This window comes from Maribacter dokdonensis DSW-8 (assembly GCF_001447995.1).
In the GTDB taxonomy this organism is placed as follows: domain Bacteria; phylum Bacteroidota; class Bacteroidia; order Flavobacteriales; family Flavobacteriaceae; genus Maribacter; species Maribacter dokdonensis.
On the sequence record NZ_LDPE01000001.1, the window covers coordinates 356,992 to 374,477 of the forward strand.

Consider the following 17,486-nt stretch of genomic DNA (forward strand, 5'->3'; position numbering starts at 1 on the left):
GATTAAGCGGAAATATTAATTTGTTTTCAATTCATAGCTTTGGGGCTTACCCCAGAGATTGTTTACTGTTGCTCGCTTGGCACTAAATAAACATCGTTGATATTTACTCTAGCTGGCTGAGTTAACACGTAATAAATGGAATTTGCAATATCCTCCGCCTCAAGCGTTTCCATTTTTTGCATTTCCTTCATCTTATCTTTAATATCCTCATCGGTTATCGTGCTGGTTAAATTTGTAGCCACCGCACCAGGTTCTATAGAGGTAATGTTGATACCATATTTTGGTGCCAATTCTTGGCGCAAACCTTCCGAAAACATTTTCACTGCAGATTTCGTTGCACAATACACCGCTCCACCAGGAAAATACCTGTTGGCGGCCATAGACGATATATTTATGATATTACCGCCTTTATTTTCTTTCAATGCAGGTAGCACTGCCGCAACACCATTTAATACACCTTTAATGTTAACATCCACCATTTTATTCCATTCGTCTGTCTTCAATTTTTCAACAAACGATAACGGCATTAAACCTGCATTGTTGACCAATCCTGTAATTTTACCGTATTCTCTCTTTGTTTTGGAAACGACCTTTTCAAAATCTTCTTTTTTAGTTACATCTCCGGTAACCACAAGAGCTTCTCCACCTTTTTTGGTGATGTCTGATTTTAAATCGTTCAATTCATCTTCACTACGTGCCATTAAAACTACTTTAGCTCCATTATCCGCTAATTTCATTGCTGTAGCTCTACCAATACCACTAGATGCTCCTGTTATAATAATTACTTTATCTTCTATTTTCATTACGTTTTAATTTGATTTAAGCACAAGATAGGAGCAGTTTTTGAGTTCTATTGACCAGATGAACTCAACTATTGACGTATATAGTTTTACGATACTTCTTTATTGATTTAAGTCAAAAAAAACCTGCTATTTAGAGTGTTAAAAAGGATACTGAAGAAATTATAGATTTATTAAGACCATTACTTATTTAAATGCCATTAATTTGACGCCTTATTTCTTTTTCTAAATAAAGGTAGAGTTATGATGACAAACAAAATGATAGGCATTGTGGGTGGTGTTGGTAGTTATGCGGGCATAGATTTAATTAAAAAAGTCTACGACCTTACGGAAGCCACATCTGATCAAGAACATTTACCGGTATCTATGCTATCTGTACCTCATAAAATTATTGATCGTACCAAATTTTTATTGGGTGAGACCGATGTGAACCCTGGCATTGCCATTTCTGAAATCATAGCTTCGTTGATTGCTAGTGGAGCCGGTATTATTGGTATTCCCTGCAACACCGCGCATGCCAAGCCTATTTTAAGTTTCATTGAAAAGAGCATTCCTGAATCCTGTATTTTGGTAAACTTAATTGAGGAAGTTGGTAAATATATTTCGGAAAAACATCCAGAAATTACTAGGGTAGGTGTATTGGGAACTACTGGTACAATTTTGGCGAAAGTATATCCTGAAGTACTGTCAAAATACGGTATTGAGGTAATACAACCTTCTGAAGATATTCAAGATTTATTTGTGCATCCGTCAATTTATGATACTAGTTATGGTATAAAGGCTTTCTCTAATCCTGTTCATCAAAAGGCAAAAGAAAATTTGAGTATGGCAGCCACATATTTATCTAGAAAAGGTGCCCAAGCGGTAATATTAGGTTGTACCGAAATTCCATTAGCTATTCAATATGAAAAAATAGAAAACAGTTTAATTATTGATGCCACTACGGTATTGGCAAGTGCCCTTATCAGAGAATCTAAAAAAATGGAACAATTAGTTTAAGTATGCATAGCAGGCATACAAGTTGCTCTTTTCAATAACATATATTCGCCTTTAATTTTAAAATCCCGAATAGATGAGCCTGTGTAACGTTTAAAGGTTTTTGAAAGATGACTTACATCTGTAAAACCTAAATCATCTGCTATTTGGGTAAGGGTAAAGTCTGAATTTAAGAGGCGAATTTCAACCAATTTCAATTTTGCCTTTATTATATATTCACGTAAAGACATACTTACTTGTTTTTTAAAATATTCACTTACATAGGTGGGCGACATGTTAAATACCTTGGCTAAATTTTCGACCTTTAATAATTCTGTCTTATCGATATGGGTATTAATATAGGTGAGCATTTTAGTGATGCGATCATCAACTTGGTTCTTTGGTAATTCAAAATAATTGCTCTTTTTAATATTGCGAATCAAAATTTCTAAAATACTCGTCATTAAACTAGTGACCAAGTTTATAGATTCTTCTCCATAATTTCTAGACTCTTGAAGAATCATACCTATTAAATTTTCTAGATAGTTACGATCCATTTCGTTCTTAATGATATCGCCTGGCAATTGATTGTAGTTAGATAGTATGTACGACGCTTCTTTAAACCATTCATTTCTATCAATGGTTATCCTATTCGCATTTTTAAAAAACGAATCGGTTAACTTTAAAAAAATAAAACGTGTAGGTTTTTCTATGGTAAAAGAATGGCACTTTAAGGGTGGTAACAAAAACATACTATTTTTACTATAGTTATAGTCATTATAGTTTATGCACTGCGTACCTTCACCTTCTTTAATTAAAACCAGTTCAAAAAAATTGTTCTTCACCGGGCGTTGCTTCCAGCTAGTCAATTCAATTTCTTGTATTTCAAAAGGTTTATGTGCTTCTAATACCTGCATTTTACGAACATTTGGATGGAAAATTACAAAATAAGTATAAAATTGAATACAAAACATCAAAAACAACCTTAAAAAATACATGTTACATTTATCTCACTTACCTTTTATTTAAAAGCTGAAGTTTATTTTACTTAGTTTTAGTTTTTATTTTTCCTATTTTCAAATCATTTAATTAGAAACATTTTCATGAAGAAATCTTATTTAACCCTAGTAGTACATATTTTAGTAAAAGAAGCATATAGAGAAGAAATAAAAGCTGAATTACTAAAGCTTATTAGTCCTACAAGAGGCGAAGAAGGTTGTATTGCTTATGATTTACACCAAGATAATGACAACCCAAACCTATTCCTATTTCATGAAAAATGGGTAAATCAAGAATATTTAACCAAACATTCTCAAAGTGACCACATTGCGGCATATAGAATTATTTCTAAAGATAAATTAGAGAATGTTACTGCTTACAAAATGACGGAGCTTACCAACTAGACTAGTAAAAATAAAGGTTTTATATCTAAAACATATAATATAAACCACTATTTATATTGGCTTACAGCTTATTTTGGCAATATTTTAATATTTGATTGCTCTAAAACCTGTTTTTGTACATACATCACCTTTTTTTATACTACAACATAGGCTCATTACCTATATATCTTTGTCTCAAAATTAAATAACAGACATAAAATATATATAATGAGCACACCTAATATTGCCAAAGAAGACATCCTAAACGCTTTTAATTACAGACACGCTACTAAGGAATTTGATGCTACAAAGACCATTTCTGATGCCGACATGAAATTCATCTTAGAAACGGCACATTTATCGCCTAGTTCATTTGGTTTTGAGCCTTGGCATTTTGTGGTCGTACAAGACAAAGAGTTAAGAGAGCTTTTAAAACCGGTTGCTTGGGGCGCTCCTTTAAAATTAGATACTGCCAGTCACTTTGTTTTAGGTTTGGCTATGAAAGCACCAATGGTAAAACACAATGCGCCTTACATAGAACACATGATGAAAGAGGTAAAACAAATGCCTGCCGAAGTTATAGAAATGTACTCTAAATTTTATAGGGAATTTCAGGAGCGCGATTTTAACCTGAATACGGATAAAAAGTTATTCGATTGGTCTTCTAAGCAAACCTATATTGCATTGGGTAATATGATGACATCAGCGGCACTAACAGGCATAGATTCTTGCCCAATTGAAGGATTTCATCAGGAAAAAGCAGAGGCTTTATTACAGGAGAAATTTGGAATTGATACCGATAAATACGGACTAGCTTTTATGGCCGCCTTTGGATATAGAAAAGCAGACCCAGAGTTTCCAAAATCTAGAAGGAATTTTGATGATATCGTAACTTGGAAATAAGGACAAGTTCATTTAAAAATCACATTTATGAAAGCAATAGGATATAAAGAAAATCTTCCGGAAACAGATGTTAATTCGCTTCAAGATATAGAAGTAGAAACGCCAAAAGCAACTGGTAGAGATATTTTAGTTGAAGTAAGAGCCATTTCGGTAAACCCTGTAGATTATAAAATTAGAGCCAATAGACCAGCTCCAGATGGAGAATGGAGTGTTATTGGTTGGGATGCCACAGGTGTTGTTAAGGAAGTAGGAGAAGATGTATCTCTTTTTAAAGTAGGTGATGAAGTTTGGTATGCTGGTGATTTAAACCGACAAGGTAGTAATGCCCAATATCAGTTGGTTGATGAACGTATTGTAGGTAAGAAACCTGCAAGTTTATCATTTGCTGAAGCCGCTGCCTTACCATTAACTACGCTAACGGCTTACGAAATGCTATTTCATAGATTAGAGGTTTCTAAAGATGATGCCAAAAAATCTATTTTGGTTATTGGTGCTGCTGGTGGCGTGGGTTCTATTTTGGTGCAACTGGCTAAAAAGCTTACAAAATTGAATATTATTGGTACCGCTTCTAGAGAAGAAACTACTTCTTGGTTAAAAGAATTGGGTGCAGATACGGTAATTAATCACAGAAATAAGCTTAGTGATGAATTTGTAAAATACCACTTGCCAGCACCTGAATACGTAGTGAGTTTAAATGCCACGGAACATCACGTGGATGAAATTGCTAAACTGATTAAACCACAGGGGAAATTTGGATTTATAGATGACCCAAAATCATTAAACGTGATGCCTTTTAAGGGTAAAGCGGTATCTACACACATTGAGTTAATGTTTACACGCTCTATGTTCCAAACCGATGATATTATAGAGCAACATAATATCTTAAACGAAGTTTCTGAGCTTATAGACAACGGAACAGTAAGAACCACTTTGGGAGAAAACTTCGGGACTATAAATGCTGAAAATCTTAGAAAAGCACACGCTTTTTTAGAGACCGGAAAAGCAAAAGGCAAAATTGTTTTAGAAGGATTTCAAGATTAACTATTTAGATACTGAAAATAAAATGAAAAATATATTATCAATTTTAGCTGTAGCGGCTGTATTTGCAAGTAACAAGATAACTGCACAAACACCAACAACAGACGACATTAAGTCTGTAAATGAAGTGGTAACCGCAGATAATGTAGAGTGGGGTTGGTTAAACCCTTTGCGAGGCGATAAAAGTCCGGCTGCACGAGAACTTTGGGGCGACAGAACCAAAAACGAACCAGCGGGATTTTTGGTGAAATTCAAAAAAGGATTTTCATCACCACCACATATTCACAATATAACCTATAGAGGTGTAGTAATTAAGGGATTGTTACATAATGATGATGAGAATGCCGAGAAACAATGCCTGCCAGCAGGTTCTTATTGGCAACAGCCAGCGGGAGAAGCGCATATTACCGCTGCTGACGGTGAAGAAAATTTAGCTTTTTTAGACATTCAAGAAGGTCCGTATTTGGTAAAACCAACATCAGAAGCTTTTGATAATGGCGAAAGACCTGTAAATGTTGATAAAACAAACTTGGTTTGGTTAAATGCTAACGACATCCAATGGGTTTCTGAAAAGAGCAATGTAGAAACTGCATTTTTATGGGGAAGTCACGAAAAAAATCAGCTACGTGCCGCACTTTTAAAATTGCCAGCTGGTTTTAATGGAAAGATTAAAAACTTAAGTCCTAATTTTAGAGCAGTGGTCATTTCTGGTGAAGTAACACATCAGTTTTCTAAAAAAGATACTAAAAATGAGTTGCAGCCCGGTTCTTATTTTGGAGCTGAAGAAAATGCAACTTCAATCATTTCCACAGCTAAAGAAACAGTTATCTACATTAGAAGTAATGGAGATTATGAGGTAAAATAGATTACAAACATTATCTTATGTTCAAGGTTATCACTATCTAAACAATCAAACCAATTATGATCGATCCAAAATTTCCTGAATTAACCAATGTTCAGGTAGAAAAACTTAAGAAGTACGGTGAAATAGAGTTCTATAAGGAGCCAACGGTCGTTTTGGATTTTGGAAACCGGCATTATGATTTTTTTGTGGTGCTTACTGGCGGAATCAGAATTATTGATCCTGATAAAAAAAATGAAAATATTGCCATTCATACCAGGCATCAATTCTCAGGTTCAAGTAGTATTCTTTCGCACAGAGCCGTTGGGGTTTGTGGTGAAACCTTGGCAAATACCCAGCTTATAAGAATTAGTCCTGATAATCTAAAAAGTGCCATTGCCAAATTCAGTGATATTAGCGATGTACTTCTGAATGCATTTTTATTGCGTGAAGATGCGCTGAAAAACAATGTTCAGGGTATTAAGCTCATTGGTTCTGAACATTCCAATGAAACCTATGCTATTCGTGATTTCATGGATAAGAATGATATTTGGTACAATTTTATTGATTCTGATAAAGAAGACGGATTGGTACAGCTATTGGAAACTTTCAATTTAAAAGAATCTGACCTGCCAGTTTTGATCAATAGTCAGAATGAGATTTCCGTTCGCCCATCCATAGATGAAATTGGTACGTGTACCGGTGTTAGATTACAATTGGATGATGATATTTATGATGTTCTGGTGGTAGGTGCTGGTCCCGCTGGCTTGGCTGCTAGTGTTTATGCCGCTTCAGAAGGCTTAAAAGTGTTGACCATAGATAGTAATTCCCCTGGCGGACAAGCCGGTAAAAGTTCTAAAATTGAGAACTATCTTGGGTTTCCTACCGGAATTTCAGGACGTGACCTTGCGAATAATGGCTATATACAGGCACAAAAATTTGGTTGTACCATATCCGTGCCGCATAGGGTAGAGGGCATAGTGCGCAAAAATGGTTATTACGAAGTTAATTCTAACAACACATCTATATTAAAGGCTAAAACGGTCATTGCCGCAACAGGTGCCGCGTATAGAAGACTGCCTTTAGAAGGTATTGAAAAATTTGAAGGTTCCGGAGTGTACTACAGCGCCACTTCAATGCATGCCAATATGTGTAAAAACAGCGAAATAGGTATTGTGGGCGGTGGCAACTCCGCAGGTCAGGCGGCATTGTTTTTAGCAAACCATGCGCATAAAGTATATGTAATCATAAGAAACGAGGATATTGGTGCAAAAATGAGCGACTATCTAGTGCAGCGAATTTTCGCATGTGATAATATTGAAGTTTTAACAGGTAGTAATGTCGTTAAGGTTGACGGCGATACGTATTTGGAAAAGGTAGAAATCAAGCAAAACGATACTTTAGTCCAAAACAACATTAATTACCTATTTACATTTGTTGGCGCAAAACCGTGTACGGAGTGGTTAGACAACATTATAGACACAGATGCTAAAGGCTTTGTACATACAGGGCTCACTATTTGCGACAATGCTTTAAATGGCGAATCAGTTTTTAAACATAGAAAGCCTTACACTTTTGAAACCAGTTTACCAGGACTTTTTGCTGTTGGCGATGTGCGTTCCGGGTCGGTTAAACGTGTAGCTTCGGCAGTAGGTGAAGGGTCTATTGTAGTTAGTGACATCCATAAATTTTTAGCGCTTGAAACCGAAGCCAAAACTATATAGTACTTTTAAGCCCTATGCCACGTACCATAATCGAAAATATTGTAATTCAAGAATACAAAGACCAAACCTTTTTTGAGTTTTGTAAGTATACTACCATCAGGTTTTTTGAAATCGTGTATTTTGAAAAGGGTAGCGGCACCATAAAGATTAATGGGAAAACAGTAAACTATTCGGCTAACAGCATTTTTGTTTTTGTACCAGATGATATTTATATCGTAAATCCGGAATCGGCAACTACTACCATTGCCATTAAATTCTTGAAAAGCTTTTTTAGGGGAGATGCGCCACAAAATGCAAATCTTCCAGTGAACGATTGGTTTCGTAAAATTGAAGGGATTCTAAACAGTGAAAGTCATCAATTACGTGAAATGCGTTTTGAAACCGAATCGGACAAAATACATTTATTATCATTGATAAAAATGGTGGCTGCAGAAAACGATAAAAAGAAATCATACGATCTGTTTATCATTCAAAATTCACTTTCTGTAATTCTTCACGTTATTGCCCGTAACATTCAGTTTCTAAATGCTGATATGAGTACCAAAATTGTGGAGTCTTCTAAAATTCAGCAAATCATCAACTTTATTCACACCAATATTTACAATCCGGAATTGCTGACCACCAAAAACTTGGCAGAAGAGTTTCATATGGCGGACAATTACATCAGTGAATATTTTAAAAAACATACTGATGTGTCGCTAAAAAAGTACATTCTTAACTACAAATTAAAACTGGTAGAAACCCGATTAAAATATACGGATCTGCAGTTCTCAGAAATTGCAATGGAATTAGGCTTTACAGATTCTAGTCACCTTAACAAGACTTTCCAAAGTTATAAGGGGATGACTATTGGTGCTTATAAGGCAAGTATTTCCCAATAAATTACCATTTACCTCTTTTTTTACTAAAAGCCCTTTGTTTTTTACTTATCCAAAGCTTGAGTGCCTAGGTAACTTTGTCCTGTAATACTAACAGAACAATAATTAACCAAAAACTCAATACTATGGAATACAAGAATTTTCAAACATTTAAAGCAGAACAAAAAGGAGGAATTTTAACAGTGACTATCAATTTTGGTCCTGTAAACGTACAAGGGCAAGAAATGCTTGCAGATTTAAGTAGTCTTTGTTTACGACTGGAGCGCGACAGAAGCGTAAAAGTAGTAGTTTTTGAATCTTCAAATCCAGATTATTGGGTATGTCATTATGATACCAACTTACTTAGAGATATGTCTATGGAAGCGGTGCCAAGAAACGAAGTACAGTTATTAGACTTACAAGCTGTATTAGAAAGATTAAGCAACGTACCGCAAGCAACTATTGCTAAAATTGAAGGTTTTGCACGTGGGGGCGGACACGAAATGGCTTTGGCACTGGATATGCGTTTTGCAGCAAGAGGTAAAGCCAAATTTATGCAAATGGAAGTAGGTATGGGCATTTTACCTTGTGGTGGCGGAGCTTCACGTATGGCAAGACAAACAGGTTTAGGTAAGGCATTGGAAATTATTTTAGGTGCCAAAGATTGGGATGCAGACGAAGCTGAAAAGTTCGGAACTATTAACAAAGCATTAGATGCAGACGAAATAGGACCTTATGTAGATGCTTTGGCAGAGCGCATTTCTAAATTTCCGGCAGATTCTATTGCAGCTAGTAAACGTGCAGTTTATGCATCCATAGACTTACCAATTAAAGAGGCTTTAAAAGAAGAAGCCTACCAATTGTTTCAGGCTACGAGCAGAACACCTGCCATAAAAAGATTCACCTACGCCGATGAGAATGGCGCTCAGTTTGACCATAACAACCAAAAGAATTGGGAACAAATGGTAATGGATATTCAAGAAGTAAATTAAGGGCGCCGAGCGCCTTGCGCTACACACTTTACGCCAATCGCATATCGCAGTTTGCGTAGAGCGTGTTGCGCACAGCGAAAAGGAAAAGCGAATAAAATAAAGTCTCTGTCTAAGGCTAGAGATATTTCCACAAATAAACAGATTAAAACAATAAAAAGAAGAAAGATTATGAAAGCAATGCTTATAAACAACTACGGAGAAAACGGAAATTTCGAAGTATCAGAAATTGAAAAACCAACAGTAAAGGCAAATCACGTATTGGTAAAAATAGCGGCATCTAGTGTAAATACAATTGACACTATGATTAAGAATATGGGAACCGATTTACCATTATCACCAGCTACACCAGCCTTATTAGGTATGGATTTTTCAGGAACTGTTGAAGCAGTTGGCGATGGCGTAGAAGGTTTGAATGTAGGCGATGAAGTGTACGGTTGCGCTGGCGGATTAGCCGATTTACCTGGAACCTTAACGGAATATATTGTAGCAGATAGCAACCTCGTAGCGCACAAACCAAAATGCTTAACTATGCGAGAAACTGCAGCCTTACCATTAGTAGCTATTACAGCTTACGAAGGTTTAACAAGAGCAGGGGTAAAAGAAGGTCAGAAAGTATTGGTACACGGTGGTTCTGGTGGTGTTGGTCATTTAGCGGTACAATTGGCAAAGTATTTTGGAGCAGAAGTTTTTGCTACAGGTACTGGTGATAATCAAAAAGCTATTGTTGAAAAATTTGGTGCAACCTTCATCGATTTTAAAACTGAAAAAGTAGCAGATTACACAGCAAAATATACCGATGGTGGTTTTGATGTGGTTTTTGATACGGTTGGTGGTGCAAACCTTACCAATTCTATTGAAGCTATTGCCTTAAACGGACACATTTCTACTACGGTGTCGTTATGTGAATTAGATTTAACGCCATTGCATTTTAAAGGAGCATCATTACACGTAGTATTTATGCTAATACCAATGTTGCACAATTTTAAAAGAGAGGAACACGCTACTATTTTAGAGCGTTTAGCTGAAATTTCTAATGAAGGACATTTAACGCCAATAGTAGATGAAAACAAGTTTTCCTTAGAAGAAGTTGGTGATGCTTACGCACATTTACAAAGCGGAAAAGCTATTGGTAAAATAGTAGTTGAGAACTAAAAACAATAGGGATTTGCAATGTATCCTTATGGTTGATTAATAGTGTTAAATGCCTCTAAAAAGAGGCATTTTTCATTTAATACATAGCAAAACCTTGTTTTTTACTAAAACCTCCATTTTTACTACCAAAGTCAAACAGGGGTCTGTGCTTAATTTTGTTGTAGATAAAAACAATAGCAGTAGCTATACTTAAAACATATAATTATGAAAACAATAGAACATACCAATGCACTTGCTGAAGCTCGTGTGCTAGAAGTACCATCAAGAGAATTATCCTTAAGACGCGATCCATCTGTTTCTCAATTTTGGAATGAAAACCGTAAATTGTTAGAAGCTGCTTGGGCAGAATGGGAAATAGAAAACAAAGACGATTTACTAGTTCCTGACGAAACTTTGCTAGATCCGAGTTTACGTAAAGCAATTAAGGACGCTTGGGAAAATCCGGAAAAAGAATCTGCTGTTGCCGATTTATGGGAAGAAGTTATACCAGGAGTTTATGTAGCGCAGTTTTTTGATGTAGATCGTCTAGCGGATTTTCGCAACTACTTAGAAGCTATTGCAAACTCAAGAGTACCAAAACGTGCGCCTTATGGCATACAGCTAAACCGATATGGAATGATGCTAGACCCTCGTTCTGAAGGGCATTTGGCAGCACCTAATTTTCAGGCTTTTTATAATGATATGATGGACCGTTTTATGCGTCCGATAGCACGTTTATTATTGGGAACTTACGGTTATGACAATCAGACTTTTGGATTTTCAATCCAGTACAATCCAGATAAGGACAAGGATTTACACGCACATACCGATGCTTCAGCCGCTACCTTGAATATCAACATTAACTTACCGGATGAAAAGTTTACAGGATCTGAAGTAGATTTTTATGATAAAGCTTCTGGAAAAACGGTACAAGCTATTTTTGAGCCAGGAAAAGCCATCATACATAGAGGTAATGTGCCACACGCAACACACCCAATTACAAGCGGACAACGTAGTAATTTAGTTGTGTGGCTATACGGAGACCGTATGCAAATACCACGTGGTAGTACTAGCAGTTACGGAAATAGTAGCAATGACAACATTAAAGATGTTGCATTGGAAAGCGTTACCGCTCGACAACGTTGGAGTCTACCTGACGGTCCTAAAGATACCGTTGCACCATTTTAATTACAGCAAGCGTAGTTTATTATATTAGACAAAAATGAAACAATAAAACTGGCTATAGTTGTATTGCCAGTTTTCATCAACATAAAAAATACAATGAAACATATTTTAATAACAGGAAGTACAGACGGCATAGGAAAATTACTAGCCTTGCGTTTGGCTAAAGAAGGGCACTTTGTTGCCATTCACGGTAGGAGTGATGCTAAATTAAGCGCTACTTTAAAAGAAATTAAACAACAATCTAATAATGAAAATGTAATAGGCTTTTTAGCGGATTTTTCAGACTTAATTGCGGTTAAAAATATGGCTGAAGAAGTTGCTGAAAAAATGCCAATAATTGATGTTTTGGTCAATAATGCAGGCGTTTTAATGACAAACAGCAATAGTGGTACTACAGATATTCGGTTTGTGGTAAATTACTTTGCGCCTTATATATTAACCAATAGCGTATTAGCAAATTTAAAAGCATCGGACGCACCAAGAATTGTGAATTTAAGTTCTGCAGCGCAAACTACCATAAACATACAGGCGTTAGAAGGCAAAACGGGCTTAGGCGCCAACGAAGCTTACGCACAAAGCAAACTGGCATTAACAATGTGGAGTTTTAATTTAGCGGAACAAGAACCATCAATCACGGTAGTGGCGGTAAATCCGGGTTCCTTATTAAATACCAAAATGGCTAAAGAAGCTTATGGGCAGCATTGGTCTCCTGCAGAAAAAGGAGTTGACATTCTGTACAATTTAAGTATGACAGATTTAGCAAAATCAGGTGAGTATTTTGATAATGATAAAGGTTCATATGCCACAGCACACGCAGATGCATACAACACTCAGAAAATTGAAAATTTACTTTCTATAACAAATACATTGGTTTAGGACTTTTTTGTTCTTTTAATTTGATACAACCTTTTTATTATGAATAATTTTGCTAAAGTAAAACACCTCAGGATAACCCCATGAGACATTCAAAGGAAACAAACTTTTAAATTCGAGGCAAGCCTCGGGGTATTATACCCTTTGGCGGTGCCAATAAAATTTCCCTATTAACACCAATAAAATGAGGATTGTAGTAAAATTGCTATTTGCATGCACAGCTTTAATAATAACGTCTTGCGGTGGTAAAAAGGATAGCAAGAAAGCCGAAAACACTATAAACTTACGTTTTGTAGATGAGTATGTTCTGCCGGCAGAATCAGCTCTTAACAGTACTAAAGTTGGTGGCTTATCCAGTATTGATTATGCAAATGGCAGTTATTATTTAATCAGTGATGATACTGAATCTCCAAGATTTTATCAGGCTGAGATTTCGTTTGACTTAAATGGCTTTGATTCCATCTTCATGAAATCGGTCACACTCCTTAAAGATAAAAATGGTCTAGGTTTTTCTAAAGGAAGTATTGATCCAGAATCTTTAAGATATGATAACGGCTCGTTCATTTGGACTAGTGAAGGTAATATCAATAATGGAGTAAACCCATTTGTACGTATTTCAGATTCAAACGGAAAATTCGTTAAAGAAATTGATATCAGAGACCGCTATTTAATTCACGCTGACCCAAAGTTTGGGCCTCGTCATAATGGTGTTTTTGAAAGTATAACCTTAAGTCATCACCAAAAAGGGTATTGGGCGGCAATGGAATTGCCACTAAAACAAGATGGCCATGAACCAACAGTAGACGAGACTGATTCGCCAGTAAGAATTGCTTTTATCAATAAAGAAACCGGTAGTTTTGAAAAAGAAATAGTGTACGAATTAGATAATGTGGCTAGGCAAGCTATAAATGGGCATTCTTTTGAATTGAACGGTGTTGTAGAAATTTTGGAATATGATACCAATAAGTTTTTAGTATTGGAACGTTCTTACGCTATGGGGTACAAAGATGGTGGTAACACGGTTAAAATTTATGATGTAGATGCCAGTAATGCAACAGACGTAAGTAATTTTAAAAGTTTAAAAGACAGAAACTACACAAAGGCAACCAAAAAGCTTTTGTATAATTTTGATACTATCCGAAATGATTTAACAAACGGTGTTGTAGACAATATTGAAGGTATTACGTTTGGCCCAAATTTTGAAAATGGTAAAAGGTCTTTAATTGTGGTTGCCGATAACAACTTCAATCTTTACGGCAGTCAACTCAATCAGTTTATTTTGTTTGAAATTGGCAAGTAATTTAAAACCTGTACCCTTAAAGTATTTGAGTTTAAAAATGAGATTAATTTTAAAATGGTCCAAGCTTTTCTTATTTTTCAATAATTCCCAAAAGTTTCAAAATTATTTAGGAATTTAAAATGGAATTGAAGTTCTTGCACGATTAATTTTTGCTCAGAATAATGGATGACTTAATTACATTTTCAATTGCCGTTTTTACTGGTTTCTTTGCCATTACAAACCCAATTTCTAACATGACCGTTTTTTTATCGTTAACTCAAGGTGCCGATAATAAAACTAAGGAAGATATCAATAAAAGAGCAAACCTAATTGCGTTTATTATTGTATTGGTATTTGTGCTTTTAGGCAAGTATATTTTTGAACTTTTCAATATCAGTATTCCTGCGTTTAAGATCACGGGCGGAATTCTAATTTTCTATATCGGTTTTGAGATGCTACAATCAAAACAATCTAACGTAAAAAATATAAAACACGTTAATATTGATGAGAATATTGCCGTGTCTCCACTTGCCATTCCAATTTTGGCCGGTCCGGGAACTATTGTTACCGCAATGAACTTTGTGTCCAGTGCACAACCGGTACATATTGCTATAGTTATTGCCGTATTCGGTTTTATGAGCCTTCTCACTTATTTCACGTTCAGACTTAGTAATTTAATAGTAAAATTAGTTGGCTTTAACGTTATTTCGGTAATTGGAAAAATAATGGGTCTTATCATAGCCATTATTGGTACGGGTATGATCATAGAGGGTATTAAAATTTCCTTTAATTTAATTACGAAGTAATTGGCTTACTAAACCATAGGTCATTATTCTTAATTGATATAACATGAAAAAAGTACTTGTTTTGTTTGCTCACCCAAAGTTTGAAAAATCTAGGGCAAATACCATTTTGGTCAATTATATCAGAAATAAAGAGGGTGTAACCTTTCACGATTTGTATGAAGAGTATCCAGATTTTCATATTGATGTTTCCTATGAAAAAAAATTATTGGAAGAACATGATGTAATCGTTTGGCATCATCCAATGTACTGGTACAGTTGTCCGCCTTTATTAAAGCAATGGATAGATATGGTGTTGGAATTTAATTGGGCATACGGACCAAAGGGCAAGGCCCTAACTTCAAAAATATGTTTAAATGCCATTACTACCGGTGGAAGTAAAGAATTGTATTGCTCACAAGGTAGCAATAGCTATACCATTACCGAGTTTTTAAGACCTTTTGAACAGACCGCCAACCTTTGTCTAATGAATTATAGACAACCATTTACCGTAATGGGTACCTATAGATTAACTGATGAACAGCTTAGCGAATACGGTTCGCAATACAGTTCTTTGATAGATAGCCTACAAAATGAAAAGACGGTGCTTAGTACTTAAGTTTGAGTTCTATTAAAAGCACCAAATAAACCAAACCAATTATGACCGGAAGCCTTCTTTTTGATGCCATTGTATTTTTATTGGGAGCGATCATCTGTGTCTCAATAGCTAAAAGATTAGGCTTGAGCTCTGTTTTGGGCTATCTGATCGCCGGAGTTTTAATTGGTCCGTATGTTTTGGGATTTATAGGTGAAGAGGGAGAAGACATCCTTCATTTTGCTGAATTTGGGGTAGTGGTCATGCTTTTCTTGATTGGGCTTGAAATTGAACCAAAGAACTTCTGGAATATGCGTAAATCCATTGCTGGTATGGGTGGTTTACAAGTTGCCGGGACCATGCTGCTCTCTTATCTCTTTTTTATACTAATTGATTTTGATTGGAAGGTTGCCTTGGTGATATCTATGGCGGTTGCCTTATCATCAACGGCTATAGCCATGCAAACTATTGATGAAAAAGGCCTTATGGAAACTACCTTTGGTAATTCGGCATTTTCCATATTATTATTTCAAGATATCATCGTGATCTTTATGTTGGGAGCAATTCCTTTGCTTTCCAATACCGAGGTTGAAGCAGCTACAGATAGTCATGAAACTACCGGTAATCTTTTAGATGGTTTGCCCATGGGCTACCAAACATTGGCCATTATTCTATCTGTGGTGTTGATCATAGGTGCCGGTCAATATTTAATTGTTCCCATGTTAAGAAGAGTCGCTAAAACGGGAGTAAGGGAACTGCTGTTTGCCTCTGCTTTGTTAATCGTATTCAGTATTTCATTCTTAATGGAGTATGTTGGTCTATCACCTGCTTTAGGTGCCTTTTTAGGCGGAGTGGTACTTTCTAGTAGTGAGTACAAACATGAACTTGAAAGTAACCTTGAACCTTTTAAAAACCTTCTTTTAGGTTTGTTCTTTATAGCCGTAGGTGCGTCCATCAATTTTGTGGTCATTGCCAAAATTCCTTTGACCATTGGCGGTATATTATTGGCAATAGTATTGATAAAGGCTTTGATACTTTTTATTACGGGAAAGGTATTCAAACTAAAACTGGACCAAAACTTGTTGTTAACATTTAGCTTGGCCCAAATTGGGGAATTCGCTTTTGTATTGCTATCCTTCGCATTTCAATTAAATATCCTAGATCAGGAACAGATGGATATAATGCTGGTAATCACGGCACTGACTATGTCCATTACTCCCATTATCAGTATCATAAACGAACGTTTCATCTTACCAAAAATTGGAACTAAAGAATCCATCAAAAGACCTATGGATCATATTGCGAAATCACAAAATGTTATTTTGGTAGGTTTTGGTCATTTTGGAAGTACGGTCGGAAGATTTTTACGGTCTCATGGTATTGAAGCTACTATATTAGATCAAGACTCCAATAGGGTAGATGTACTCCGCAAAATGGGTTTTGAAGTATATTATGGTGATGCCACTAGAATAGATCTTCTTGAAGCTGCAGGTATTGCAAAGGCTAAAATATTGATATGCGCCATAGATAATCCTCCTATAACACAAGAAATTACCAAACTTGTGAAAGAAAAATATCCTCATGTAGAATTAATGATACGTGCCCAGAATAGAAATGATGCATATGAATTGCTGAATTTGGGCTTTGAGAATATTTACCGAGAATCATTAGATACCTCTTTAGCATTGGCAAAAGATGTTTTAAGTAAACTAGGTTTTAGAAAATACACCTTAATTAGACAAGTCCAGAATTTTATTAAATATGATGAATCTAGTTTAAGAAGGCTGGCAATGGAACCCAAAGGCGATGATGATTACCTTTTTAAGGTTAGAAAAGAACTTGAAGAGCAAGAGCGATTATTGGAGGAGGATTTTAAAAGAGGCATTGTTGAATATGATATTCATTGGGATAGTGAGTCTATTAGAAAAGTATTGAAAAACCAACAGAACAATGCCAAATCTTAAACGCTAAACCAATAGCGTAAAGTACCACCAAAACTCAATCTTAAAACTTCTATACAATTTACTCATTCGTAGATCAAATTCCCTAAATCATCAATTAGTACAGTTTTTTCATCTGTTTCATTTAAACCACTTGCCATATTACTTGTCAAAGTATGGAACGATAAA

General features: G+C 35.7%; 17 protein-coding genes. 15 read left to right on the forward strand and 2 right to left on the reverse strand.

Annotated features, from left to right (window positions below):
* Positions 1–62: 62 nt before the first annotated feature.
* A complete protein-coding gene (locus I600_RS01625; protein ID WP_058102766.1) occupies positions 63–803 on the reverse strand; it encodes an SDR family oxidoreductase in 741 nt (246 codons plus the stop codon).
* A gap of 240 nt (positions 804–1,043) precedes the next feature.
* Between I600_RS01625 and I600_RS01630 the strand changes: the two genes are divergently transcribed.
* Complete coding sequence (locus I600_RS01630; protein WP_236973409.1) at positions 1,044–1,799, forward strand: aspartate/glutamate racemase family protein; 756 nt, start codon at positions 1,044–1,046, stop codon at positions 1,797–1,799.
* On the opposite strand, the gene I600_RS01635 is transcribed toward I600_RS01630, so the two are convergent.
* A complete protein-coding gene (locus I600_RS01635) occupies positions 1,796–2,692 on the reverse strand; it encodes an AraC family transcriptional regulator (RefSeq protein ID WP_058102767.1) in 897 nt (298 codons plus the stop codon). The genes I600_RS01630 and I600_RS01635 overlap by 4 nt on opposite strands.
* A gap of 186 nt (positions 2,693–2,878) precedes the next feature.
* On the opposite strand from I600_RS01635, the gene I600_RS01640 reads away from it, so the two are divergent.
* The 14 genes from I600_RS01640 to I600_RS01705 all read left to right on the forward strand — a co-directional run bounded on the left by I600_RS01640 (position 2,879) and on the right by I600_RS01705 (position 17,321).
* A complete protein-coding gene (locus I600_RS01640; protein WP_058102768.1) occupies positions 2,879–3,178 on the forward strand; it encodes a putative quinol monooxygenase in 300 nt (99 codons plus the stop codon).
* 207 nt (positions 3,179–3,385) lie between these two features.
* Complete coding sequence (locus tag I600_RS01645) at positions 3,386–4,060, forward strand: NAD(P)H-dependent oxidoreductase (protein WP_058102769.1); 675 nt, start codon at positions 3,386–3,388, stop codon at positions 4,058–4,060.
* A gap of 27 nt (positions 4,061–4,087) precedes the next feature.
* Complete coding sequence (locus tag I600_RS01650) at positions 4,088–5,101, forward strand: zinc-binding alcohol dehydrogenase family protein (protein ID WP_058102770.1); 1,014 nt, start codon at positions 4,088–4,090, stop codon at positions 5,099–5,101.
* A 22-nt stretch (positions 5,102–5,123) separates the two neighbouring features.
* Positions 5,124–5,963 (forward strand): DUF4437 domain-containing protein, encoded by an 840-nt coding sequence (locus I600_RS01655; RefSeq protein WP_058102771.1) that lies wholly within the window; start codon positions 5,124–5,126, stop codon positions 5,961–5,963.
* A gap of 56 nt (positions 5,964–6,019) precedes the next feature.
* Positions 6,020–7,663 carry an FAD-dependent oxidoreductase gene (locus tag I600_RS01660; protein WP_058102772.1) on the forward strand — a complete coding sequence of 548 codons (1,644 nt, stop codon included), beginning with the start codon at positions 6,020–6,022 and terminating at the stop codon, positions 7,661–7,663.
* Positions 7,664–7,677: 14 nt separating this feature from the next.
* Positions 7,678–8,544 carry an AraC family transcriptional regulator gene (locus I600_RS01665; protein ID WP_058102773.1) on the forward strand — a complete coding sequence of 289 codons (867 nt, stop codon included), beginning with the start codon at positions 7,678–7,680 and terminating at the stop codon, positions 8,542–8,544.
* 122 nt (positions 8,545–8,666) lie between these two features.
* Positions 8,667–9,512, forward strand: a complete 846-nt coding sequence (locus I600_RS01670; RefSeq protein ID WP_058102774.1) for an enoyl-CoA hydratase/isomerase family protein — start codon at positions 8,667–8,669, stop codon at positions 9,510–9,512.
* Positions 9,513–9,680: 168 nt separating this feature from the next.
* Positions 9,681–10,664: a zinc-dependent alcohol dehydrogenase family protein gene (locus I600_RS01675; RefSeq protein ID WP_058102775.1), complete on the forward strand. Its 984-nt coding sequence runs from the start codon at positions 9,681–9,683 to the stop codon at positions 10,662–10,664.
* A 204-nt stretch (positions 10,665–10,868) separates the two neighbouring features.
* Positions 10,869–11,831, forward strand: coding sequence for a hypothetical protein (locus I600_RS01680; RefSeq protein WP_058102776.1), 963 nt, complete (start codon positions 10,869–10,871; stop codon positions 11,829–11,831).
* A gap of 93 nt (positions 11,832–11,924) precedes the next feature.
* Positions 11,925–12,704 carry an SDR family NAD(P)-dependent oxidoreductase gene (locus I600_RS01685; RefSeq protein ID WP_058102777.1) on the forward strand — a complete coding sequence of 260 codons (780 nt, stop codon included), beginning with the start codon at positions 11,925–11,927 and terminating at the stop codon, positions 12,702–12,704.
* A 181-nt stretch (positions 12,705–12,885) separates the two neighbouring features.
* The gene (locus I600_RS01690) at positions 12,886–14,001 is read left to right on the forward strand and encodes an esterase-like activity of phytase family protein (RefSeq protein ID WP_058102778.1); all 1,116 of its coding nucleotides are present in this window, start codon (positions 12,886–12,888) and stop codon (positions 13,999–14,001) included.
* A 161-nt stretch (positions 14,002–14,162) separates the two neighbouring features.
* A complete protein-coding gene (locus I600_RS01695; protein ID WP_058102779.1) occupies positions 14,163–14,786 on the forward strand; it encodes a MarC family protein in 624 nt (207 codons plus the stop codon).
* A gap of 43 nt (positions 14,787–14,829) precedes the next feature.
* On the forward strand, positions 14,830–15,381 hold the full coding sequence (locus tag I600_RS01700) for an NAD(P)H-dependent oxidoreductase (RefSeq protein ID WP_058102780.1): 552 nt from the start codon (positions 14,830–14,832) through the stop codon (positions 15,379–15,381).
* 41 nt (positions 15,382–15,422) lie between these two features.
* Positions 15,423–17,321 carry a monovalent cation:proton antiporter-2 (CPA2) family protein gene (locus I600_RS01705; protein WP_058102781.1) on the forward strand — a complete coding sequence of 633 codons (1,899 nt, stop codon included), beginning with the start codon at positions 15,423–15,425 and terminating at the stop codon, positions 17,319–17,321.
* The last annotated feature ends 165 nt before the right edge of the window (positions 17,322–17,486 follow it).